14 protein-coding genes are annotated in these 19,010 nt (G+C 69.4%); 8 read left to right on the top strand and 6 right to left on the bottom strand.

Annotation, left to right across the window (positions count from 1 at the left end):
• Positions 1 to 46 precede the first annotated feature (46 nt).
• The 3 genes from KV110_RS34360 to KV110_RS34350 all read left to right on the top strand — a co-directional run bounded on the left by KV110_RS34360 (position 47) and on the right by KV110_RS34350 (position 4,552).
• Positions 47 to 823 carry an ABC transporter ATP-binding protein gene (locus KV110_RS34360; protein WP_218471302.1) on the top strand — a complete coding sequence of 259 codons (777 nt, stop codon included), beginning with the start codon at positions 47 to 49 and terminating at the stop codon, positions 821 to 823.
• A gap of 11 nt (positions 824 to 834) precedes the next feature.
• Complete coding sequence (locus tag KV110_RS34355) at positions 835 to 3,348, top strand: ABC transporter permease (protein WP_218479255.1); 2,514 nt, start codon at positions 835 to 837, stop codon at positions 3,346 to 3,348.
• A 385-nt stretch (positions 3,349 to 3,733) separates the two neighbouring features.
• Positions 3,734 to 4,552, top strand: a complete 819-nt coding sequence (locus KV110_RS34350; RefSeq protein ID WP_218471301.1) for a phosphatase PAP2 family protein — start codon at positions 3,734 to 3,736, stop codon at positions 4,550 to 4,552.
• 68 nt (positions 4,553 to 4,620) lie between these two features.
• Here KV110_RS34350 and KV110_RS34345 read toward each other — a convergent pair whose 3' ends face one another.
• Genes KV110_RS34345 through KV110_RS34330 form a run of 4 tightly spaced genes read right to left on the bottom strand, consistent with a single transcriptional unit; the run spans position 4,621 to position 12,149 of the window.
• Positions 4,621 to 5,790 carry a VWA domain-containing protein gene (locus KV110_RS34345; protein ID WP_218471300.1) on the bottom strand — a complete coding sequence of 390 codons (1,170 nt, stop codon included), beginning with the start codon at positions 5,788 to 5,790 and terminating at the stop codon, positions 4,621 to 4,623.
• Positions 5,787 to 8,156 carry a DUF5682 family protein gene (locus KV110_RS34340; RefSeq protein ID WP_393537841.1) on the bottom strand — a complete coding sequence of 790 codons (2,370 nt, stop codon included), beginning with the start codon at positions 8,154 to 8,156 and terminating at the stop codon, positions 5,787 to 5,789. Before KV110_RS34340 ends, KV110_RS34345 begins: the two co-directional genes overlap by 4 nt.
• Before the next feature lie 25 nt (positions 8,157 to 8,181).
• The gene (locus KV110_RS34335; protein WP_218471299.1) at positions 8,182 to 9,282 is read right to left on the bottom strand and encodes an ATP-binding protein; all 1,101 of its coding nucleotides are present in this window, start codon (positions 9,280 to 9,282) and stop codon (positions 8,182 to 8,184) included.
• A complete protein-coding gene (locus tag KV110_RS34330; RefSeq protein ID WP_218471298.1) occupies positions 9,279 to 12,149 on the bottom strand; it encodes an SWIM zinc finger family protein in 2,871 nt (956 codons plus the stop codon). The genes KV110_RS34335 and KV110_RS34330 overlap by 4 nt, the downstream gene beginning before the upstream one ends.
• 455 nt (positions 12,150 to 12,604) lie before the next feature.
• On the opposite strand from KV110_RS34330, the gene KV110_RS34325 reads away from it, so the two are divergent.
• Together KV110_RS34325 and KV110_RS34320 are read left to right on the top strand one after the other, a co-directional pair.
• Positions 12,605 to 15,022, top strand: a complete 2,418-nt coding sequence (locus KV110_RS34325; RefSeq protein ID WP_218471297.1) for an AAA family ATPase — start codon at positions 12,605 to 12,607, stop codon at positions 15,020 to 15,022.
• 34 nt (positions 15,023 to 15,056) lie between these two features.
• Positions 15,057 to 15,512 carry a hypothetical protein gene (locus KV110_RS34320; protein ID WP_218471296.1) on the top strand — a complete coding sequence of 152 codons (456 nt, stop codon included), beginning with the start codon at positions 15,057 to 15,059 and terminating at the stop codon, positions 15,510 to 15,512.
• 4 nt (positions 15,513 to 15,516) lie between these two features.
• Here the strand turns inward: KV110_RS34320 and KV110_RS34315 are convergent, their stop codons facing one another.
• A complete protein-coding gene (locus KV110_RS34315; protein ID WP_218471295.1) occupies positions 15,517 to 16,098 on the bottom strand; it encodes an ATP-dependent Clp protease proteolytic subunit in 582 nt (193 codons plus the stop codon).
• 184 nt (positions 16,099 to 16,282) lie between these two features.
• Here KV110_RS34315 and KV110_RS34310 point away from each other — a divergent pair, with 184 nt between their 5' ends.
• Together KV110_RS34310 and KV110_RS34305 are read left to right on the top strand one after the other, a co-directional pair.
• Entirely contained in the window at positions 16,283 to 16,672 is a 390-nt protein-coding gene (locus tag KV110_RS34310) for a YchJ family protein (protein ID WP_246634157.1), read from the top strand.
• Between the two features lie 15 nt (positions 16,673 to 16,687).
• Entirely contained in the window at positions 16,688 to 16,963 is a 276-nt protein-coding gene (locus KV110_RS34305) for an Rdx family protein (RefSeq protein WP_218471294.1), read from the top strand.
• A 38-nt stretch (positions 16,964 to 17,001) separates the two neighbouring features.
• On the opposite strand, the gene KV110_RS34300 is transcribed toward KV110_RS34305, so the two are convergent.
• Positions 17,002 to 17,226, bottom strand: a complete 225-nt coding sequence (locus KV110_RS34300) for an FmdB family zinc ribbon protein (RefSeq protein ID WP_218471293.1) — start codon at positions 17,224 to 17,226, stop codon at positions 17,002 to 17,004.
• A 151-nt stretch (positions 17,227 to 17,377) separates the two neighbouring features.
• On the opposite strand from KV110_RS34300, the gene KV110_RS34295 reads away from it, so the two are divergent.
• Positions 17,378 to 19,006, top strand: coding sequence for a carboxylesterase/lipase family protein (locus tag KV110_RS34295; protein ID WP_246634156.1), 1,629 nt, complete (start codon positions 17,378 to 17,380; stop codon positions 19,004 to 19,006).
• The last annotated feature ends 4 nt before the right edge of the window (positions 19,007 to 19,010 follow it).

The following is a 19,010-nucleotide window of genomic DNA, read 5'->3' as shown; positions in this document are numbered from 1 at the left end:
AATTCCCTGATGGCGCGTGGGCGCGAACGCGGTAAGACTGGTGTGCATGACTTCGCAAGCTTTGGGCGCCGACACCGCTGATGTGGCGGTTCGGACCGACGTCGCGGCCCGCGCTATCGACCTGGTGAAGACTTACGGGTCGGGAGATACGCAGGTCCGGGCGCTGGATGGGGTGTCGACCGAGTTCGCGAAGGGGGAGTTCACGGCGATCATGGGTCCCTCCGGATCCGGCAAATCGACCTTGATGCACTGCCTGGCCGGGCTCGACAGCGCCAGCACCGGCACCGTCCGGATCGGCGACACCGATCTGGCCGGGCTCTCGGACAAGCAGATGACGCGGTTGCGCCGGGACCGGATCGGCTTCGTCTTCCAGGCGTTCAACCTGGTACCGACGCTGACGGCGCTGGAGAACATCACGCTGCCGCTCGACATTGCCGGACGTAAGCCGGACCAGGCGTGGCTGGATACCGTGCTCGGGCGGCTCGGCCTGACCGACCGGCTCACCCATCGGCCCAGCGAGTTGTCCGGCGGACAGCAGCAGCGGGTGGCCTGCGCGCGGGCGCTCGCGGGCAAGCCGGAGATCATCTTCGGCGACGAGCCGACCGGCAACCTGGACTCGAAAGCCTCCGAGGAGGTGCTGTCGATCCTGCGGGCCGCGGTGGACGAGTTCCGGCAGACCGTGGTAATCGTCACACACGAACCGCACGCCGCCGGGTTCGCCGACCGGGTGGTGTTCCTCGCCGACGGCCGGATCGTCGACGAGATGCGTGATCCGACCTCGGATACCGTCCTCGATCGGATGAAGGCGCTGGAGCAAGCGTGAACGCCAGTCCGATGCGCAAGGTTGCGCTGCGCAACCTTGCCGCCCACAAGGTGCGTCTCGCGCTCACGCTGTTGTCCGTTGTGCTCGGCACCGCGTTCATCGCGGGTTCGTTCGTGTTCACCGACACGCTGCAACGCACGTTCGACGGCATCTTCGCCGATCAAGCGAAGGGTGTCGACGTCAGGGTCGGCCCCAAAGAGCGCCAGGGACAAGGGGTTCCGAACAACATCGTCGACGAACTGCGCAAGTATCCCGGGGTGCGGACGGTCGCGCCGAGCGTGAACGGCGTCGTGGTGTTGCTGACGCCGGACGGCAAGAAGGCGATCCAGACCGGTGGCGCGCCCACCTTCGGGCAGTCGTATCTGCCGCCGGAGAAGGCGGTCGCCGAGCCGAACAAGTTCATCGAAGGCGGGCCGCCCACCAAAACGGGTGAGATCGCACTGAATACCGGTGGCGCCGAGCGGGCCGGGTTGAAGGTCGGTGATCGCACCAAGGTGATGATCCCGTCGCAGGCGAATCCCATCGACGTGACGCTCACGGGCATCTACCAGATGCCCTCGGACACCGGTGGTTTGATCGCCGTGCTGTTCGACGACGCCCAGGCGCGCAAGCTGTTCACCGATGGCTTGTACGTGGCCTATGTCGATATCGCGGCGACCGGCGTCCCCGGCGACCAGCTGCGCGACGAACTCGCCAAGGCGCTGCCGAACTACAAGGTGCAGAACGGCGATCAGGTGCGCGCGGACCTGAAGAAGGAAGTCTCCAACGCGCTCAACTTCATCAACTACTTCCTGCTCGCGTTCGGCGCGATCGCGCTGATCGTCGGGACGTTCATCATCTACAACACCTTCTCGATGATCGTGGCGCAGCGGCTGCGTGAACTCGCGTTGCTCCGAGCCGTCGGCGCGAGCAGACAGCAGGTCGGCCGGTCCGTGGTCGCGGAGGCGTTCGTCATCGGATTGGTCGGCAGCGCACTGGGTTTGGCCGGTGGCGTGGGTCTGGCATTCGGCCTGTCGGCAGTGCTCAACGCGTTCGATCTGGGGTTGCCCACCGGTTCGATGGCGGTGTTGCCGCGCACCATCGTGGTCGGCTTGGTCGTCGGTCTGGCCGTGACGATGCTCAGCGCCTACGCGCCGGCTCGCCGGGCCGCGCGGATCCCACCCGTCCAGGCGATGCGCGAGGAATTCGCTTCGGCCGGTGAGTCTTTGCGGGTGCGGACAGTGGTCGGAGTGGTGCTCGCGGTGGCGGGCGCGGTGCTTGTCGCCGTGGGTGCGCAGTCCACCGGCGGCGATGCGGCGTTGACCGTCGGCATCGGTGCGCTGGCACTGATTCTGGCGGTCCTGCTGGCCGCGCCCGCCCTGTCGCGGCCGGTGGTGGGCGGGCTCGGCGTGCTGATCCGCCCGTTCGGGCCGATCGGCCGGATGGCGCGCAACAATGCCGCGCGGAACCCGCGCCGTACTGCCGCAACGGCTTTCGCGCTCACCCTCGGGCTGATGCTGGTGACCGCGATCGGCATGCTCGGCGCCTCGGCGAAGGCGAGCGTCGGCGTTCTGGTCGACAAGGGGGTGAAGTCCGAGTACGTGCTGGCCGGGCAGCAGTTCGTCGGCGTGCCGTTCGGCGCCGCCGACGCGGTCCGTAAGTCGGTGCCCGGCGTGGCCGATACGGTCGGGATTCGTGCGGTCGGCTTCAAGATCGGCGACGATCAGGTCGGCGGCACCTCGCCGGACGGGCAGCTCGATCGCGCGCTGAACTTCGAAATACTGCGCGGCACTGCCACTCTCGGCGATCGCGACGTGCTGGTCGCCGAAGACGAAGCCGACAAGCGGGGCTGGCGGGTCGGCCAGGAGGTGTCCCCGACCAGTTTCGACGGCAAGAAGGTTCCGCTCACCGTCGCGGGCATCTATCGCAAGACCCCGGTGCTCGGCGCGCTTGTGGTGTCGCCGGTCGTGTACAAGCAGGTCGTGCCGGTCAACTTCCAGAGTAATGTCGTCGTGCTGGTCACCGCCAAGCCCAGCGCGAACCTGACCGAGATGCGCAGCGATCTGGAGAAGGCGGTCGAGCCGTTCCCCGTGGTCCAGGTGCAGGACCGGGAGGAATTCAAAGGCGCGCAAGGCAAACAGATCAACACCCTGCTCGCCATCCTGTACGGCTTGCTCGCCCTTGCGGTGGTGATCGCCATCCTCGGCATCGTCAACACACTGGCGCTGTCGGTGGTGGAGCGCCGCCGCGAGATCGGCATGCTGCGCGCGGTCGGCATGCAGCGCGCCCAAGTCCGCCGAACCATCTATCTGGAATCCATGCTGATAGCCGTGTTCGGCGCCATCATCGGCATGCTCCTTGGTCTCGGACTAGGCGTCGGGTTCCTCCGAACACTGCGCGACCTGGGCCTGGACCAGATCGCCATCCCGTGGAGCCAACTGATACTCGTCCTGGTGAGCTCAGCCGTAGTCGGCGTCCTAGCCGCCCTCTGGCCCGCGGTCCGCGCCGCCCGCACCCCACCCCTGGCCGCAATCGCCGACCTCTGACCTCCCGTGTCGGGCGGCCGCTCCCCGGACCGCACACCTTTAGTGTCAGCCGCACACCCGGTACACCGGGAGTGCGGCTGACACCGTAGGAGTGCGGTCGGCTGACATGCGCGGAGGCATGCGCCCGGTTGTGCTGCTGCGCAACGGTTGTGGTGAGAGCGCACCCCAGATGTCGGCCGAGCATTTGGCGACGGGTGTGCACCTGACACGGCGGGTGCGGTTTGTTGTGCGCGTTTGTCGGGGGATCGGTGGGGGCGGTTCGGTCGTGTCTGTCCGGTCACAGGCATATGAAGTGGACGGATGGTGCTGCTAAGTTAAACGGAGGATGTAGCTCCACTTAATTGCCGGTATCGGCCTGGTTCGATGGGGAAGGAGGCCGCGGGCAATGGTGGCTGTGGGTCTCGGCGGAGGCGTGCAGTTCGCGCCGGGTGGGGTGGTCGAACGGGCGCGGGCTGCCGTGCATGGGCGCGGTGGGGAGGCGGTCGCGCAATTGGCGCTGATTACCGTGCTCTATCTCGGTTATCGCGTCGGGCGAATGTTCACCGCCGACGACACGGGGCGCGCGTTCGGCAATGCTCACGGGCTGCTCGGGTGGGAGGACCGGCTGGGGTTGCCCGAGGAGACGACGGTGCAGTCGATCTTCGTGCAGCGCGACTTCTTCGCTATTCCGGCCAACTTCTATTACGCCACCGCGCATTTCACGGTTGCGGTCGCCGTCCTGTTGTGGCTGTGGGTGTTTCGTCCCGAGCACTATCGATGGACCCGAAACCTGATGGTGGCGTTGACCGGCGCCGCACTGATCGTGCACGTTCTGATGCCGCTCGCGCCGCCGCGCATGTTGCCGGAGCACGGCTTCGTCGATCTGGCCGCGGTGTACGGCCAATCCGTGTACGGCTCAGCCGAATCCGGTGGCTTGTCCAACCAGTTCGCCGCCATGCCCTCGTTGCACGTCGGCTGGGCCCTGCTGCTCGCCTTCGCAGTCGTCGCCGCGACCCGCACCGCGTGGCGCTGGCTCGCGCTGGCCCACCCGCTCGTCACCACCGTGGTCGTCGTCGGCACCGGCAACCACTATTGGCTGGATGTCATCGTCGCCATCGGTTTGTTGGCTGTCGCCGCGCTGCTGCACCCGAAGCTCGTCCCGACCGCCGCGACCGCCTGGGGCGTCATGGGCCCCGTGGTCTCGAAGCCCTTGGTGACCAGCTGAAAACCCGCCCCGTGGCCATATCCAGCCATTCGGGCTGAACAGTCCACCCCGTCGACCGATAGTCGCTCTCAGCTGTGGCTCGTATTGGCGTTGGCCCAGGTCTGCAGGTCGCCGCGGTCCAGGGCCACCGCGAGCAGGGCGGGGAATTTGTCCGGGGTGCAGGCGAAGGCGGGGATGCCGAGGGCGGCCAGGGCTGCGGCGTTGTCGTGGTCGAAGGCGGGAGCGCCTTCGTCGGAGAGAGCGAGCAGGACGACCACCTGGACGCCGGATTCCTTCATCGAGTTGACCCGGCGCAGCATTTCATCGCGGACGCCGCCCTCGTAGAGGTCGGAGATGAGGACGAAGAGGGTGTCGGTGGGGCGGGTGATGAGGGTTTGCGAGTAGGCGATGGCGCGGTTGATGTCGGTGCCGCCACCGAGTTGGGTGCCGAACAGGACCTCGACGGGGTCGTCGAGTTTGTCGGTGAGATCGACGACTTCGGTGTCGAAGACGACGATGGAGGTCTTCAGGGAGCGCATCGACGCGAGGACGGCGCCGAAAACGGAGGCGTAGACAACGCTGGCGGCCATCGAACCGGATTGGTCGATGGCGAGCACGACATCGCGTTGTATCGCTTGGGCTTTGCGGCCGTAACCGACCAGCCGTTCCGGCACGACCGTGCGATGCTCGGGCAAGTAGTTGGCCAGGTTCTTGCGGATCGTGCGGTCCCAGTCGATATCGCGCAGGCGCGGGCGAGCGACGCGGGCGGCCCGGTTCAAGGCGCCGGAGACGGCGGCGACGGTGTGCGCGGCGATGCGCTGCTCGATCTCGCGCACCACTTTCTCGACCACCAATCGCGCGGTGGCCTTGGTGGTTTCGGGCATCACCCGGTTCAGGCTCAGCAGGGTTCCGACCAGGTGCACGTCGGGCTCCACCGCCTCCAGCAGCTCCGGCTCCAGCAGCAACTGGGTGAGGTTCAGGCGCTGTACCGCGTCGCGCTGCATCACCTCGACCACCGTGGCGGGGAAGTAGTTGCGAATGTCGCCGAGCCAGCGGGCCACCCGCGGCGCGGAGCCCTGAAGTCCGCCCGAGCGCTTGCCCGAAGCCTGCTCATCATCGTTGTACAGCGCGGATAGTGCCCGATCCATCGCGACATCATCCGCTGAGCCGAGCCCGCCGAGACCCGCTTCGGCGGCGGTGCCGAGCACCAAACGCCAACGCCGCGCCTGAGTTTCGTCGCCAGCGTTGATCGCACTCATACCGAAACCCCCAAAATGTCTGCCGCGGTGCGCATTGCGATGCTGCCACGTTCTATGTCGAAGCCGCCGTCATCGCCGACGCTGGTGGCGACGGCGGCACCGTCGCGTACCGCTCGGCCGATCGCGCGACGCTCGCCCGATTCGAAGGCGCCGAATGTTCGGCGCAGCAAGGGCAGTGTCTCGACGAACTGGTCTTCGCGCAGTGCACGCAGCCAATCGTCGATGAGGCGCAACAACTCCCGGTCGTGCACCAGCAGTAGGCCGCGGCCGCCGAGGAAGCCGTCGACCCAGGCCGCCTTCGCCGCGGCGGTGTGGCCGACGGACAGGGCGGCGGAAAGCCTGCGGGCAGCATCGGTGTCGTCGATGATGCCCGCATCGCAGAGCAGCCGGACCGCTCGGCCGACCAGGGCGCCGTGCACGTCGTCCCGATCGGCGAGCTTGCGCAGCGCGCCGAGCCATTCGCCGGTGGCCCAGCCGTCGTCGCGGGTGTGGATGGCCGTGTGTGCCGCGTCGAGCAGGGTGCGGAACTCGGTGGCCGCGTCGGTGTCGAGGCCGGTGACGGCACCGGGTAGCCCCGCGCAGATGCGCACGAGCAGGCCGTCGGCGACGTGCGCGAGGGCCTTGGTGTCGGTGCCGCGCACATCGCCGTAGCGCAACGTTCTGATCAGACCGGGCAGCGCGGCGAGCAGGTGGGTGATGTCGTGGTCGAGGGCGGCGGCGGATTCCAGCCGGGTGATCAAGCCGTCGGTGGCGCCACCGAGGTCGGCGAGCAAGGCGACCTCCAGCGCGGCGGTGAGGTCGCCGACGGTGCTGTCCTCCCGGCTCGCGGTGTCGAGGATCTTCGCCTCGGCGGCGGTGCCGATGGTGGTGCCCCAGCGGGACGCCTCGATGATCGAAATGGCGTACTCCGGTCGCCATTCCAGCGTCCAGGTCTCCCGGAAGGTGCCGGTGCTGCGTACCTCGCTGGTGGTCAGCGTGCCCCAGGGGATGTCGAGCACCCGCAGCCGGTGCAGCAGGCGGGAACGTTCGACCTCGCGCTCCTTGCGCAGGTCGAGATCGACGGTCCGCGACAGCGCCTCCTGCTTCATCCGCAGCGATCGGATCCTGGCGCGCAGGTCGGCATCGAGCGGGACGGTCGGCGTGCCCTCGGGCACGGTGCCAAGCGCTTCGCCGACGACGAGCTCGTTGACGACCAAACGCAGCATGGTCTCGTCACCCGCGCACATCACCGCCCGGGTGGCCTCGGTGACCTCGGACAATCCGGCCAGCGGGCGGCCACGCAAGGCGGCGAGCGTGTCGGCGAGGCGGACGGCTTCGATGATGTGCGCGCTCGACACCGGCAGATCGTGGGCGCGCAGCACCCCGGCCACCTTGGTGAGCCAGCGGACGACCGGCCGCTCGGTCTCGGTGAACAGATGGTGGTACCAGCCGGGGGAGGTGATTCCCGCGCCGTATCCGGACATTGTGGACAGCCGCGAATGCGTCCACGGCACCCAGGTCAGCGTGGCTTTCGTCTTCGGAAGTCCTTTCAGCAGCCTGGTATCCGCCGCTGCGGGCCCGAGCTTGCCGGTGAGGGCGGGCGCATGCCATGCCCCGCACACCACCGCCAGCCGTACCGCCCCGTCCTTCAACGCCTTGCGCATCGTCAGCCGCATGTACGCCTCGCGGCGCAACGTGTGCGCATCGATGCTGACGGTTTCCAGCCGGATCGGTTCCAGGTCGAGGACATCGGAGGTGGCCTCGACGACCGAGTCGGTGCCGTCGGCACGCACGTCCTCGGGCGGTCGGAGGTCGATCGGCGCGTCAGTGGCCTGTTCTTCGGCATCGCTTTCGGCCGACATCTGCTCGGCTGATTCGCGCAGTGCGCCCATCGCCTCGGTGATCGCATCGAAAGCGGCTGCGTCGGGGGCGGATTCGACCACCGCATCCCACCAGCGTTCGGCGTCGTCGTAGCCGCCTGCGGCCGCGAGCTCGGTCAGCGGGTCGAATCGGTCACCCGGCTCGTCATCGGCGGCCAGCACCATGGTGGCGGGCAGATCGCAGAACCGCACGGGCACATCGTGTTCCGCGGCATACCGCAACGCCTGCCATTCCGGCGAGAACACCGCGTACGGCCAGAAAGCCGCCTTCGCCGGCGCGTCCGGCAGATAGGCCAGCAGCGCGACCGGCGGGGCCATCCCCTCGGCCGCGACATAGCCGACCAGCGGATCGGCATCCGCGGGCCCCTCGATCAAGATGGTGTCGGGACGAAATGCCTCCAGCGCCAACCGAAGCGACCGGGCGGAACCCGGCCCGTGATGGCGGATGCCGAACACCCGGGTCGTCGCCTCACCCGACACCGAGGTCGTCGAGCCCTTGTGCATCATGGTCTCGCCCCCTGGCCGCTGCCGCTCACCCGGAGACCTCCCGGCAGGCCCGGTAGAAGTCTGACCATTCCGGGCGTTCGCGGACAACGGCTTCCAGGTATTCGGTCCACACCACAGCGTCGGCGACCGGGTCCTTGATCACCGAGCCGAGGACGGCGCCCGCGATGTCGGAGGCGCGCAGGATGCCGTCGCCGAAGTGGACGGACAGGGCGATCCCATTGGTGATCACCGAGATCGCCTCGGCGGTGGACAGGGTGCCGGAGGGCGATTTGAGTTTGGTGCGGCCGTCGGCGGTGATCCCGGAGCGCAGTTCGCGGAAGACGCGCACCACCCGGCGCACCTCCTCGGCCGCGGCGGGCACCTTGGGCAGTTCCAGTGCGGTGCCAAGTTGTTCGACGCGGCGGCTGACGATGGCGACCTCTTCGTCCTCACTGGCGGGCAGCGGCAACACCACGGTGTTGAACCGGCGGCGCAGCGCGGAGGACAGTTCGTTCACGCCGCGGTCGCGGTCGTTGGCGGTGGCGATGACGTTGAAACCCTTGGCGGCCTGCACTTCCATGCCGAGTTCCGTCACCGGCAGGGTCTTCTCGGACAGCACGGTGATCAGCGCGTCCTGCACATCCGAGGGGATGCGGGTGAGTTCCTCGATCCTGGCGATCGAGCCCGCGCGCATCGCGGTCAGCACCGGTGACGGCACCAGTGCGCCCTCGCTCGGGCCTTCGGCCAGCAGCCGCGCGTAGTTCCAGCCGTATCGGATCGCCTCCTCCGCCGTCCCGGACGTGCCCTGCACGAGCAGCGTCGATGCCCCGCTGATGGCGGCCGAGAGATGTTCCGAGACCCAGGTTTTGGCGGTGCCGGGCACGCCGAGCAGCAATAGCGCCCGGTCGGTGGCCAGTGTCGCGACCGCCACCTCCATCAGCCTGCGCGGCCCCACGTACTTCGGGCTGATCACGGTGCCGTCGTCGAGGGTGCCGCCGAGCAGGTAGGTGACCACCGCCCACGGGGAGAGCCGCCAGGACGGCGGGCGCGGGCGCTCGTCGGCGGCCGCGAGGGCGCGCAGTTCGTCGGCGTAGGCCTGTTCGGCGTGCGGACGCAGCAAGTCGGGCGTCACGTCGGTAGTGGTCACTGCAACTCCTCGAGCATCATCGAGCGGTGGTTGAGGTCGTGTGCGAGCTGATCGAAGGCTCGCTCCCAGGTGGGATCGCCGCAGCGGCGGGCCACCACGGTGACGGCGCCCGCGGCGACAACGGGTAGGTGCACCGACGCCGCGGACAGCAGCGACCGGTGCGCGTTCGGGGTGTTGCCGTGTGCCTCCGGACGGCGTGCCGCCGCGCGGGCCCGCTCGAGCAGCAGCAGGATCAGGTGCTGCGCCAGCGGTTCCGGCCACGGGTGCCCCATGGCGGGCAGCAGCGCCTCGATCTCGGAGAGCCAGGAGCCGTCCAGTTCGAGCAGGTGGCGGGTCCGGTCGGCCAGCGGCAGCAGCGCGAACAACTCGCGCCTGCGCAGCATGGCGAGGTCGGTCGGCACCCCCGCATCGAACAGCGCCCGTGCCCATTCCGAATCATGCTGTGCCAGTGCGGCATCCACCCATCCGTCGAAGACCGGCTGGCGGAAGCGGTCGTCGATCGTCGCCTTGACGGCCTTGTCCGGCGCGCCGAGCCCCGCCGCCCAGTGGCTGAGCGGTGTGGCGGCGACCAGCTGGCGGAGCCTGCCCGCGGCCAGGTCGGGTGCGCCGCCCCACCGGTAGGTGAACTCGACGCCGCGGTCGGTGATGCCGTCGCGCCGAGCGGCCGGGTCGAGCGCATCGGGCAGGGCGACAACGAGTTCGGTGTGCCGCAGCCGGTGTTCGATGCGTACCCAGTCGCTCGCGCGCCGGGTCATTCGCTGGGCGAACGCCGAATCGGGCAGCAGCGTCAGCAGTCCGGCGGCGGTCCGTCGGACATCGGCGCGCCGATCGTCCAACCCGGCTTCCAGCAGCGGTTCGTCGGCGAGCGAAATCCCTTCGGCGAGGATGGCGAGCAAGTCCGCTTTCCCGGGTCCGGATTCCTTCGGCCACGCCGCGGCGAGCGTTTCGCGCGCGGCGTCGGCGTCGCGCCCACGCAGGTCGGCCAGCCAGGCACGGCGCTCGGGTGGCTGCCCGAACTGCCAGACTTCCTCGGTTGGCGCCGCGGTGGGCTGCTGCCGCACCAGCTTTCGCCACTCCGGATGCTGGCCGGCCAGCCAGTGCCCACGCGTGCCAGCCAGGCGTAGCAGCGGTGCACGCAGTTCGGCGTTGCTCTTCGCCTGATCGAGCAGCTGCCCGCAGAGCGCATCCGGCGCGCGGTAGTCGTATGGTGCTGCCGCGTCGAACCATTCGGTCAAGAAGGGGGATCGTTCCTGCAGCATCCGCGCGAGCCGGGCGGCGGCGGTGCGCGGCAGCAGCGGTCGGGCGTCGTCCTCGGCGGGTTCCGGTGCGGTCGCGGTGGCCGCGCGTACCCCGCCGCGCGCGAAAACATCGTGCAGCGCGGCGGATTCGAGCAGGCGCAGGGCCGGATCGGCGGGTAGGCGCTCGGCGGCGTTCGCCACGGGCGGGGCGAGGTGGGTCAGCTCCGGTGCCCGCCGCGCGGTGCCGAGGAGCGCCACGGAGGTCAGCTCGGCGGCATGCACCCGCGCCGTCCTGGTATCGGGCGCACCTCGGCCCGCCGGATCGAGCCTGGCCAGATCGATCACTTCACCGGCGGTGAAAACCGAGATGGGCGTCAGGCCTTCGCTGGTCCATTCGGCGGTCACGGTCACCGGGTGGCCGCCGGAAACGCCGAGTAGCCGCCACGGCTGCTCGGTGGGCGCCACCGGCAGCGCGGCCCCGTTGGATTCGGCTATGTACCAGCCGTTCTCGGTACGCACCGGCACGACGTCGACGAGCAGCACCGGCCAGCTACGCAGCCACGGATCGGCGCCGAGCGCCGCGGCGTGGTCGGCGAGCGCGGCGGCCACTGTGCCCGACCGGTCCGGATCGGTCGGCAGTGTCGTGAAAGGTTCTGCGGCGCCATGACGTTCCCCCCAGAGCGCGCGCAACGGCGCGGCGCCCGGGTAGTAGTGCAGGTCCGCGTCGGCGAGCAGACCCAGGGTCGGCACGTCCGCGGGGAAGCCCGGCGACCCGAACGAATGATCGACCACCAGTGCCCAACGGCGAGTCTCGCGGCCGTACAACCAGGTTCGCCGGGTATAGAGGCGTTCGTCCTCGGTGATGCGGACACCGAGGACCATCCACCGATCCCGGACCGCGGGTTCGGTGCGCACCGCCTCGGCCGGATTCGGGTAGCCGACGTGGGTGCGGATGCTGGCGCGCAGCGCCGGAGACAGCTCGTCGATGCGGCGATGCGCGGCAATCAGCAGGTGCAGTCGCGCGTATTCGCCAAGTACTACCTCGGGCCAGTCGGCCCTGGTCACCACCGTGACCGGGAGCTGTCGCAGTGCCGAGGCGACGCCGGGGGCCTGCGCGTCGACCATTCTGGCGGCGATCGCCTCGAACGCCCGAAACGATCGGTCGGTCTGCGCCAGACCGGTGCGCACCTGGTCGCCGAGCCAGACGTCGAGTTCCGCCAGGCCCGCGGTGACCCGTACCCGCCGCTGTTCCGCGGTCGCCGGATTCGAGGTGCGGGCGGTCGGTTCCGGGCCGGGTTTGGCGGCCCGCGCGGCCCGGCCGTCGATCCAGGCCGCCGCGAAATCGGCGGTCGCTGCCGCGTCCTCGACCCGGCCCGCCGCCCACTCGAGCAACAGCGACAGCGCGTGCTTACAGGGAAACTTCCGGCTCGGGCAGGAGCATTTGTACGCGGGTCCGGAGAGATCGATGATCGTCTGATACGGCTTCGCGCCGCTGCCCTGGCACAGCCCCCACAGCGCGGTGTCGTGCTGCCCGGTGCCACGCCAGCGGCTCGCGAGTTTCCGCGCGGCCGACAGCGAGCTCGCGTCCGGCGCGAGCGCCGTGACCTGGTCCTCGCTCCAGCGCGTCATCTCTTCCCCCGTTCCTCGGTTGACCGGATTTCTACACCGGAGCACCGACAAGTGCCGCATCGGCCGGTGTGTTTCGCACGGAAATCACTGCGCCCCCGATGGATTCGATGCCGAAAACATCTTGCGCACAGTGGTGTTGTCTGGCATTCTGTCCTGTTCGGCTCGACCGAACCATCCAAATCGGGTGATACACCATCGAGCTGCCCGCCGGGGCTGGCGAGGGGTGGACATCGAAGCGCGGCCCCAGCCGTTTCGATGGCCATATCCATCCCCGCGCGGGCAGATTCGCATGCGGACCGAGGTCTGCCTCCAGTGGGCGAATCCGACACGATCGGGTAGCGTTTCGCACAGCTTCGACAGTGGCGCCGCTGGAAGCGCTTGCGAGTCGCGTATGCGCGAGGCCGCGCACGGGATCGGAGGCGTGTAGCGGCTCGGTGGTGGAGGGGGTCCGACCAATGCGTCCCGACGCCGACCCGGTGCCGCGGCTGACCGAGGTGGTGACCCGTCGGCTCGCCGCGGACCCCTCGGTGACGCCCTCGGTCGCCCGCACCGTCCTGCGCGCCCTCGGTGGCAGCGAGAACGACGACCGGGCAGCCGAATTCGATGACGCGGGCATCTTCCTGCGCGCCATCCGGGTCCGTGGCTTCCGTGGCATCGGTCCCGAAGCCGAACTACAGCTCCCACCCGGACCCGGCCTCACCCTGGTCGTCGGCCGCAACGGTAGCGGCAAATCCAGCTTCGCCGAGGCCGCCGAACTGGTGTTCACCGGCGGAAACCGCCGCTGGGACGGGCGCTCGGCGGCCTGGCGTGAGGGCTGGCGCAACCTGCACGACGGCAGCACCGCCCGCATCGAGGTGGAGTTGCTCACCACGGGCAGCAAGCCGCAGCTCACCATCGCCAAGGAGTGGGCCGCCGACGCGGACCTACCCGACGCGCAGTGGACCGAACAGCATCCCCCCGCCGCGCCAACGGAATTCGACATCGACCGCTGGGCGGGCAGGCTGGAGCTCTACCGTCCGTTCCTGTCCTACAGCGAGCTCGGCGCGCTGGTCGACGGCAAACCGAGCGACCTGTTCGACGCGCTGCACCAACTGCTCGGCCTCGACGAATTGACCGTGGCGCAGGAGCGAATTCGGATGCGCCGCCTGGAACTGGAACGCGCCGTGCGCGATTCCCGTCAGGAACGCCTCGAACTGCTCGACGCACTCGAATCGGTGGCCGACGACCGCGCCGTCCGGGTGCACGGTCTGCTGCGCCCGGCCCAACCCGACCTCGCCGCCGTGGGACGCGAGGTGATCGGCACCTTCAACGACCCGGGCGGCCCAGCGGGTTTGCGTGCGATCGTGCGGCTGACGCTGCCCACCGCCGCGGAGGTGGCGGAGGTGGCCGCCCGGCTGGCCGAATGCGGCACCGCGCTGACCCGTGGCACCACCGCGGATGCCGAGGCGGACCTGCGCGTGCTGGAGCTGTTGCGCCGGGCCCGCGATCACCATGCGGCGAGCGGCACCTGCCCGTGCCCGGTGTGCGGCCGCGGCGAGCTGGACGACACCTGGGCCCGCGCGGCGGACGCCTCGATCGCGACCCTCGCGGCCAGGGTGGACGCACTCACCACCGCACGCGCCGAACTGGGCCAAGCCCTGCGTGCCGCGCGGTCACTGCCGGACCTGGTGCCGCCGGAACTGGATTTCGACCCACGCAACCCACCCTCGGTGGACACCTCCGCCGTCCGCAGGGCCTGGGCCGACTGGGCCGCGCTCACCTCCGCCGACTACACCCCGGACCTGCCGGACCGGCTGCGCGGCGCGCACGCGCGGCTGGTCGACGAACTCGACCAGGTGCAGCAGGGCACCCGCAAGGAACTAGACCGCCTCGACGAGGTATGGACACCGCTGGTCCCGCGCATCGTCAGCTGGCTGGATGGCGCCCGGGAGGTCGCCGCGCACGCGGCCGAACTGCGCACCGTCAAGAAGGCCGAGGACTGGCTCAAGTCCGCCACCGCGGGCCTGCGCGGCGAACGGATGACGCCGCTGGAGACCACCGCGCGCTGGGTCTGGCAGACACTGCGCCAGCAGAGCAACGTCGAACTCGGCGCGATTCGCTTGCAGGGCAACGCCGGAACCGCCCGCCGGGTGCTGCTGGACGTCACCGTCGACGACGTGGACGGCGCCGCGCTCGGCGTGATGAGCCAGGGTGAGCTGCACGCACTCGGGCTTTCGCTGTTCCTGCCTCGGGCCACGGTCGAGGAGAGCCCGTTCCGCTTCGTCATGATCGACGACCCGGTGCAGGCGATGGACCCGGCCAAGGTGGACGGCCTGGCCAGGGTGCTCGCCGCGGTCGCGTGGACGCGGCAGGTGGTCGTCTTCACCCATGACGAGCGGCTCGCCGAGGCGGTGCGCCGAATGCAGCTCGATGCCACCGTGCTCGAGGTGCAGCGCCGGGACCGCTCGGTGGTCGAGGTCCGGGTGTCCAGCGACCCGGTCCGCCGCTACCTCGACGACGCTCGCGCGCTGGTGCGCACGCCGCAGCTGCCGCAGGCCATCGCCGACGAACTCGTTGCCACCTGCTGCCGGTCGGCCGTGGAGGCCGCGAGCCTGGCCCGCGCCAGGCGCACCCTGCTCGCGGACGGCATGAACCACCGCGAGGTCGAGCGCCGCATCGATGCCGCCCAATCCACCAGGGCCAAGGTCGCCCTCGCGGTGATGGGGGTCGGCGGCAAGGTCGACGACCTGAACAAGCATCTCGCCGCGCGTGAAGGGAAATGGGTGGTCGAGGCACTGCGCGACGCCACCGCGGGCGCGCACGTGCCGATCGGCCGCAGCATGCGCGAATTGATCACGGAGACCGAAAGATTCGTCGCATGGCTGGCGCAGTGAACGCGACGGTGCCGGTGGGCACCGTTGGCCGCCGATGAGCGGGCAGCGTGGACCGCGGCGCGGGCCGTCCGGTGGCGGGCGCGGGACCAAGCGGGGCCCCGCGAAAGGACCGAAGCGGCCGCGGCCGTCGGTGGCCGAGCGGCTCGATACCGTGGATCTGCTGTTGGCGGGATCGGTGACCGACGCGGGCGGGCTGTGGTCGCGCGCCACCGCGTGGATTCTGCGCATCGCCTTGGAGCAATCGGTGGACGAGCTGTGGGTGCGGCTTGCGCCCGCGCTGATGCGCTGCCCGATGCGCGCGCAGCTGATCGCGCTGCGCACTTTCGCGGGTCCCGAGGTGGCGGCGCAGGTCGCCGCGCTGTGGGCGGCGCTGTCCCGGGCCGCGCACCACCACGATTACGAGCTCGCGCCGAGCGTCACCGACCTGCGTCGCTGGCGCGAGCAGACGGTGGCGATCGCCGCCGCGCTGGCGTCGGTCGAGGTGCGTTGAACGCTCAGTGCGGCACCGGCATCGGCTGCCGAGGGCCGCTGATGATGTGGTCGATCATCCCGTAGTCGCGGGCCTCGGTGGCGGTGAACCAGCGGTCGCGATCCCAGTCGGTGAGGATCTGCTCGTAGCTCTGGCCGGTGTGCTGTGCCATCAGTTCGCCGAGCTGACGCTTCATGTGTGCGTGCTGCTCGGCCAGGATCGCGATGTCCGCCGCGGAGCCGCCGAGGCCGGCGGAGGGCTGGTGCATGATGATCCGGGTGTGCGCCAGTGCGTGGCGTTTGCCTTTGGTGCCGCAGGTCAGCAGGAACTGTCCCATCGATCCCGCCATGCCCATGCCGAAGGTGGCGATATCGCAGGCAATGTAGTTCATCGTGTCGTAGATCGCCATGCCCGCGTCGACCGAGCCGCCGGGGGAGTTGATGTAGAAGTGGATGTCCCGTTCGGGATCTTCGGCAGCCAGCAGCAGCAATTGCGAGCACAACCGATTGGCGATGTCGTCGTCGACCTGCTGGCCGAGGAAGATGACGCGCTCGCGCAGGAGTCGTTCGTGGACCGAATCGTCGAGGGTGAGTCCGCTGGTTGCCATGAATCCGAGGGTATGAGGGCGCCGAGAGTACCGGAACCGGAATTCGCTGTCAGCGAATTCAGCTGTGAGCGAACGTAATTCGGCCGGTTTCCGACGCTCGCTGCGTTATGGTGTCCGGCTCGCCCGGCGGATCCCGGCCACCCCGGCCTGACCTTCGACCGCAACGGCGCGTAAGAATCGGGGCATGAGTGGGACGCGGATGTGTCCGTGTGGCCGGGGCGAGGCCTTCGACGACTGCTGCGGACCGGTGCTGAGCGGGAAACGGGCGGCGGCGACCGCCGAGGCGCTGATGCGTTCTCGCTACACCGCATTCGCGGTGGGCGACACCGGCTACCTACGCCGATCGTGGCATCCGCGCACCAGACCCGAGCAGTTGGAGCTCGACCCCGGCCAGCGGTGGGTGTTCCTGGAAATACTGCGCACCGCCGACGGCGGGTTGTTCGATGAGACCGGCCTGGTCGAGTTCGTCGCGCACTACCGCGCGGACGGCGCCCGCGGCTCCCTGCACGAGGTCAGCAGGTTCCGGCGCGCCGACGGCGCCTGGGTCTACCTCGACGGCGAGATCGAAGCCTGAGTAGCGTTGGCGACCATGCCCCGTGTCGCGATCGAGTACTGCACCCAGTGCCGCTGGCTGTTGCGCGCGAGCTGGATGGCGCAGGAACTGTTGAGCACCTTCGCCACCGAACTCGGTGAGGTGGCGCTGATTCCGGGCACGGGCGGAGTTTTCCGGATCACCGTGGACGGTGAGCAGGTGTGGGAACGCAAGGCCGACGGCGGTTTTCCCGATATCGCGGTGTTGAAGCAGCGGGTGCGCGACCGGGTCGCGCCGGACCGTGATCTCGGCCACGCCGATCGCCGCGACTGAACGGCCGACCCGCCGACCGAACGGGGCGTCGGCGGGACTCAGCCGCAGCAGCCGCCACCACAGCAGCCGCCCGCGGCGGGACCCGGCGCATTACTCGGTGCTGCCGCCGCGCCACCACGGCTGACCGTGCCAAACGTGGTCAGCAGCTTCACTGTGTCGGCATGGCCGCTGGGGCAGGACGCCGGATCGGACGACTCCGCCATCGGGCGGTTCACCTCGAAAGTGTCCCCGCAGCTGCGGCACCGATAGCTGTAACTCGGCATCGGTCAAGCGTACCGTCGCGGTCTCGGAATGGTGCGTCGCATACCCGGCTCGCCAGCGGGTAAGTACCCTCGAATAGGAGATCATGAGGTGCGAGGCCCGCTGGAGCAAATCGGCAGCACACCGACGGGTCACTGGCAGGAGGTGCGGACCATGCGCGAGCGCAGCGAGCGGCCAGTCGATACGGCCGCTGGGTTCGAGACGGAACCGGGGTGGGAAGTGCGTGGCGCCGAGCCAGTCGCGACCACGATTTCGGGCGATGTACGCGGCCGCTGGGACGGCCCGGTGGCGGTATGGCGGAGCATTCCCTATGCGGCGGCCCCGAGCGGGCGCCACCGCTTCCTGCCGCCGCTGCCCGCGCCAGCGTGGGACGGAATTCGCGACTGCGCCACCTTCGGCGAGATCGCCCCGCAGACCATGGGCAACATGGTTCCCGTCGATTCCGATCTGCGCATGGGCGAGGACTGCCTTTGGTTGAACATCTGGTCACCGCGCCGCGACCAGGACGAGGCGGCGCACCCGTTCGACTCGGCCGAACCGCGCCCGGTGCTGGTCTGGTTGCACGGCGGCGCCTACTGCCTCGGTACCGCGGCGCAGGGCATCTACGACGGCCGCAAGCTGGCCGAAACCGGCGACGTCGTGGTGGTCACGGTGAACTACCGGCTCGGTGCGCTCGGCTTCCTCGATCTGTCCTCGCTGCCGGGTCCGTTCACGCCGAACCTGGGCCTGCACGATCAGATTGCCGCGCTGGAATGGGTGCGCGACAACATCGCCGGGTTCGGCGGCGATCCGGGCAATGTCACGCTGTTCGGCGAATCCTCCGGCGCGGGTTGCGTCACCGCGCTGCTGACCGCTCCGCGCGCGGCCGGACTCTTCCACAAGGCCATCGCGCAGAGCCCGCCCGCGACCACCGTGTTCGGCCAGGAGCGGGCTGCCAGCGTGGCCCTGCGTTTCCTGGAACTGCTGGAGCTGCCCGCTGCCAGGGCCATCGAACTGCTCGACTGGCCAGTCGAGAAGATCGTCGAGGTCGCGGGCATCCTGCTGGACGAAATCCCGCTGAAGGAACCGGGCAGGCTGGCGGCGGCGCCGGTGGTGGATGGCGACCTGCTGCCGACCTATCCGATCGAGCGGTTCCAGCACGGACGGTCGCATCGGGTGCCGTTGATGATCGGCGCGAACAAGGACGAGGCCTCGCTGTTTCGGTTGTTCCGCTCGCCGATCATGCCGGTGACTCCGGAGGCGGTGAACGCGATGCTCAGCGATGTGGCGGCCAGTCACCCCGAACTGTCGCACGAGCGCATCGCCGAAATCACCTCGGCCTACCCGGATCTGGACAAGACGCGCGGTGCGCTGGCCATGTCCGGCGACGCCGCGTTCCGGATGCCCGCGCACTGGGTGGCCGACGGGCACGCACAGCACTCACCGACCTGGATGTACCGCTTCGACCATGCCACGCCGATGCTGCGCGCGGCCCGGGTCGGTGCGGGGCACGCCACCGAATTGCCTTATGTGTTCGGCAATTTCGGCTCGTTCAACCATGATCCGACATTCTGGCTCGGTGGGCGCAAGGTGGCCATGGAGGTGTCGGGGCGGATGATGCGGCGCTGGCTCGCCTTCGCCACGCACGGGGTGCCCGCCGCGCTCGACGGCTCGAAACACTGGCCGCCGTACCGTCCGTCGACGCGCACCACGCTGCTGATCGACACCGTCGACCGGGTGGTCGACAACCCCGACCGCGACCTGCACACCGCCTGGGGTGAGCACGCCGTCGGCTTCGGCTGACGAC

This window comes from Nocardia iowensis, assembly GCF_019222765.1.
GTDB lineage: Bacteria > Actinomycetota > Actinomycetes > Mycobacteriales > Mycobacteriaceae > Nocardia > Nocardia iowensis.
The sequence above is the reverse complement of the archived record's forward strand: the minus strand, read 5'-3'. Positions and strand labels throughout refer to the sequence as shown.

Coding starts and splice junctions, on each gene's coding strand:
- KV110_RS34360 (WP_218471302.1), top strand. CDS start 47: ATGACTTCGCAAGCTTTGGGCGCCGACACCGCTGATGTGGCGGTTCGG.
- KV110_RS34355 (WP_218479255.1), top strand. CDS start 835: ATGCGCAAGGTTGCGCTGCGCAACCTTGCCGCCCACAAGGTGCGTCTC.
- KV110_RS34350 (WP_218471301.1), top strand. CDS start 3,734: ATGGTGGCTGTGGGTCTCGGCGGAGGCGTGCAGTTCGCGCCGGGTGGG.
- KV110_RS34345 (WP_218471300.1), bottom strand. CDS start 5,790: ATGAGTGCGATCAACGCTGGCGACGAAACTCAGGCGCGGCGTTGGCGT.
- KV110_RS34340 (WP_393537841.1), bottom strand. CDS start 8,156: ATGATGCACAAGGGCTCGACGACCTCGGTGTCGGGTGAGGCGACGACC.
- KV110_RS34330 (WP_218471298.1), bottom strand. CDS start 12,149: ATGACGCGCTGGAGCGAGGACCAGGTCACGGCGCTCGCGCCGGACGCG.
- KV110_RS34325 (WP_218471297.1), top strand. CDS start 12,605: ATGCGTCCCGACGCCGACCCGGTGCCGCGGCTGACCGAGGTGGTGACC.
- KV110_RS34320 (WP_218471296.1), top strand. CDS start 15,057: ATGAGCGGGCAGCGTGGACCGCGGCGCGGGCCGTCCGGTGGCGGGCGC.
- KV110_RS34315 (WP_218471295.1), bottom strand. CDS start 16,098: ATGGCAACCAGCGGACTCACCCTCGACGATTCGGTCCACGAACGACTC.
- KV110_RS34310 (WP_246634157.1), top strand. CDS start 16,283: ATGAGTGGGACGCGGATGTGTCCGTGTGGCCGGGGCGAGGCCTTCGAC.
- KV110_RS34305 (WP_218471294.1), top strand. CDS start 16,688: ATGCCCCGTGTCGCGATCGAGTACTGCACCCAGTGCCGCTGGCTGTTG.
- KV110_RS34300 (WP_218471293.1), bottom strand. CDS start 17,226: ATGCCGAGTTACAGCTATCGGTGCCGCAGCTGCGGGGACACTTTCGAG.
- KV110_RS34295 (WP_246634156.1), top strand. CDS start 17,378: ATGCGCGAGCGCAGCGAGCGGCCAGTCGATACGGCCGCTGGGTTCGAG.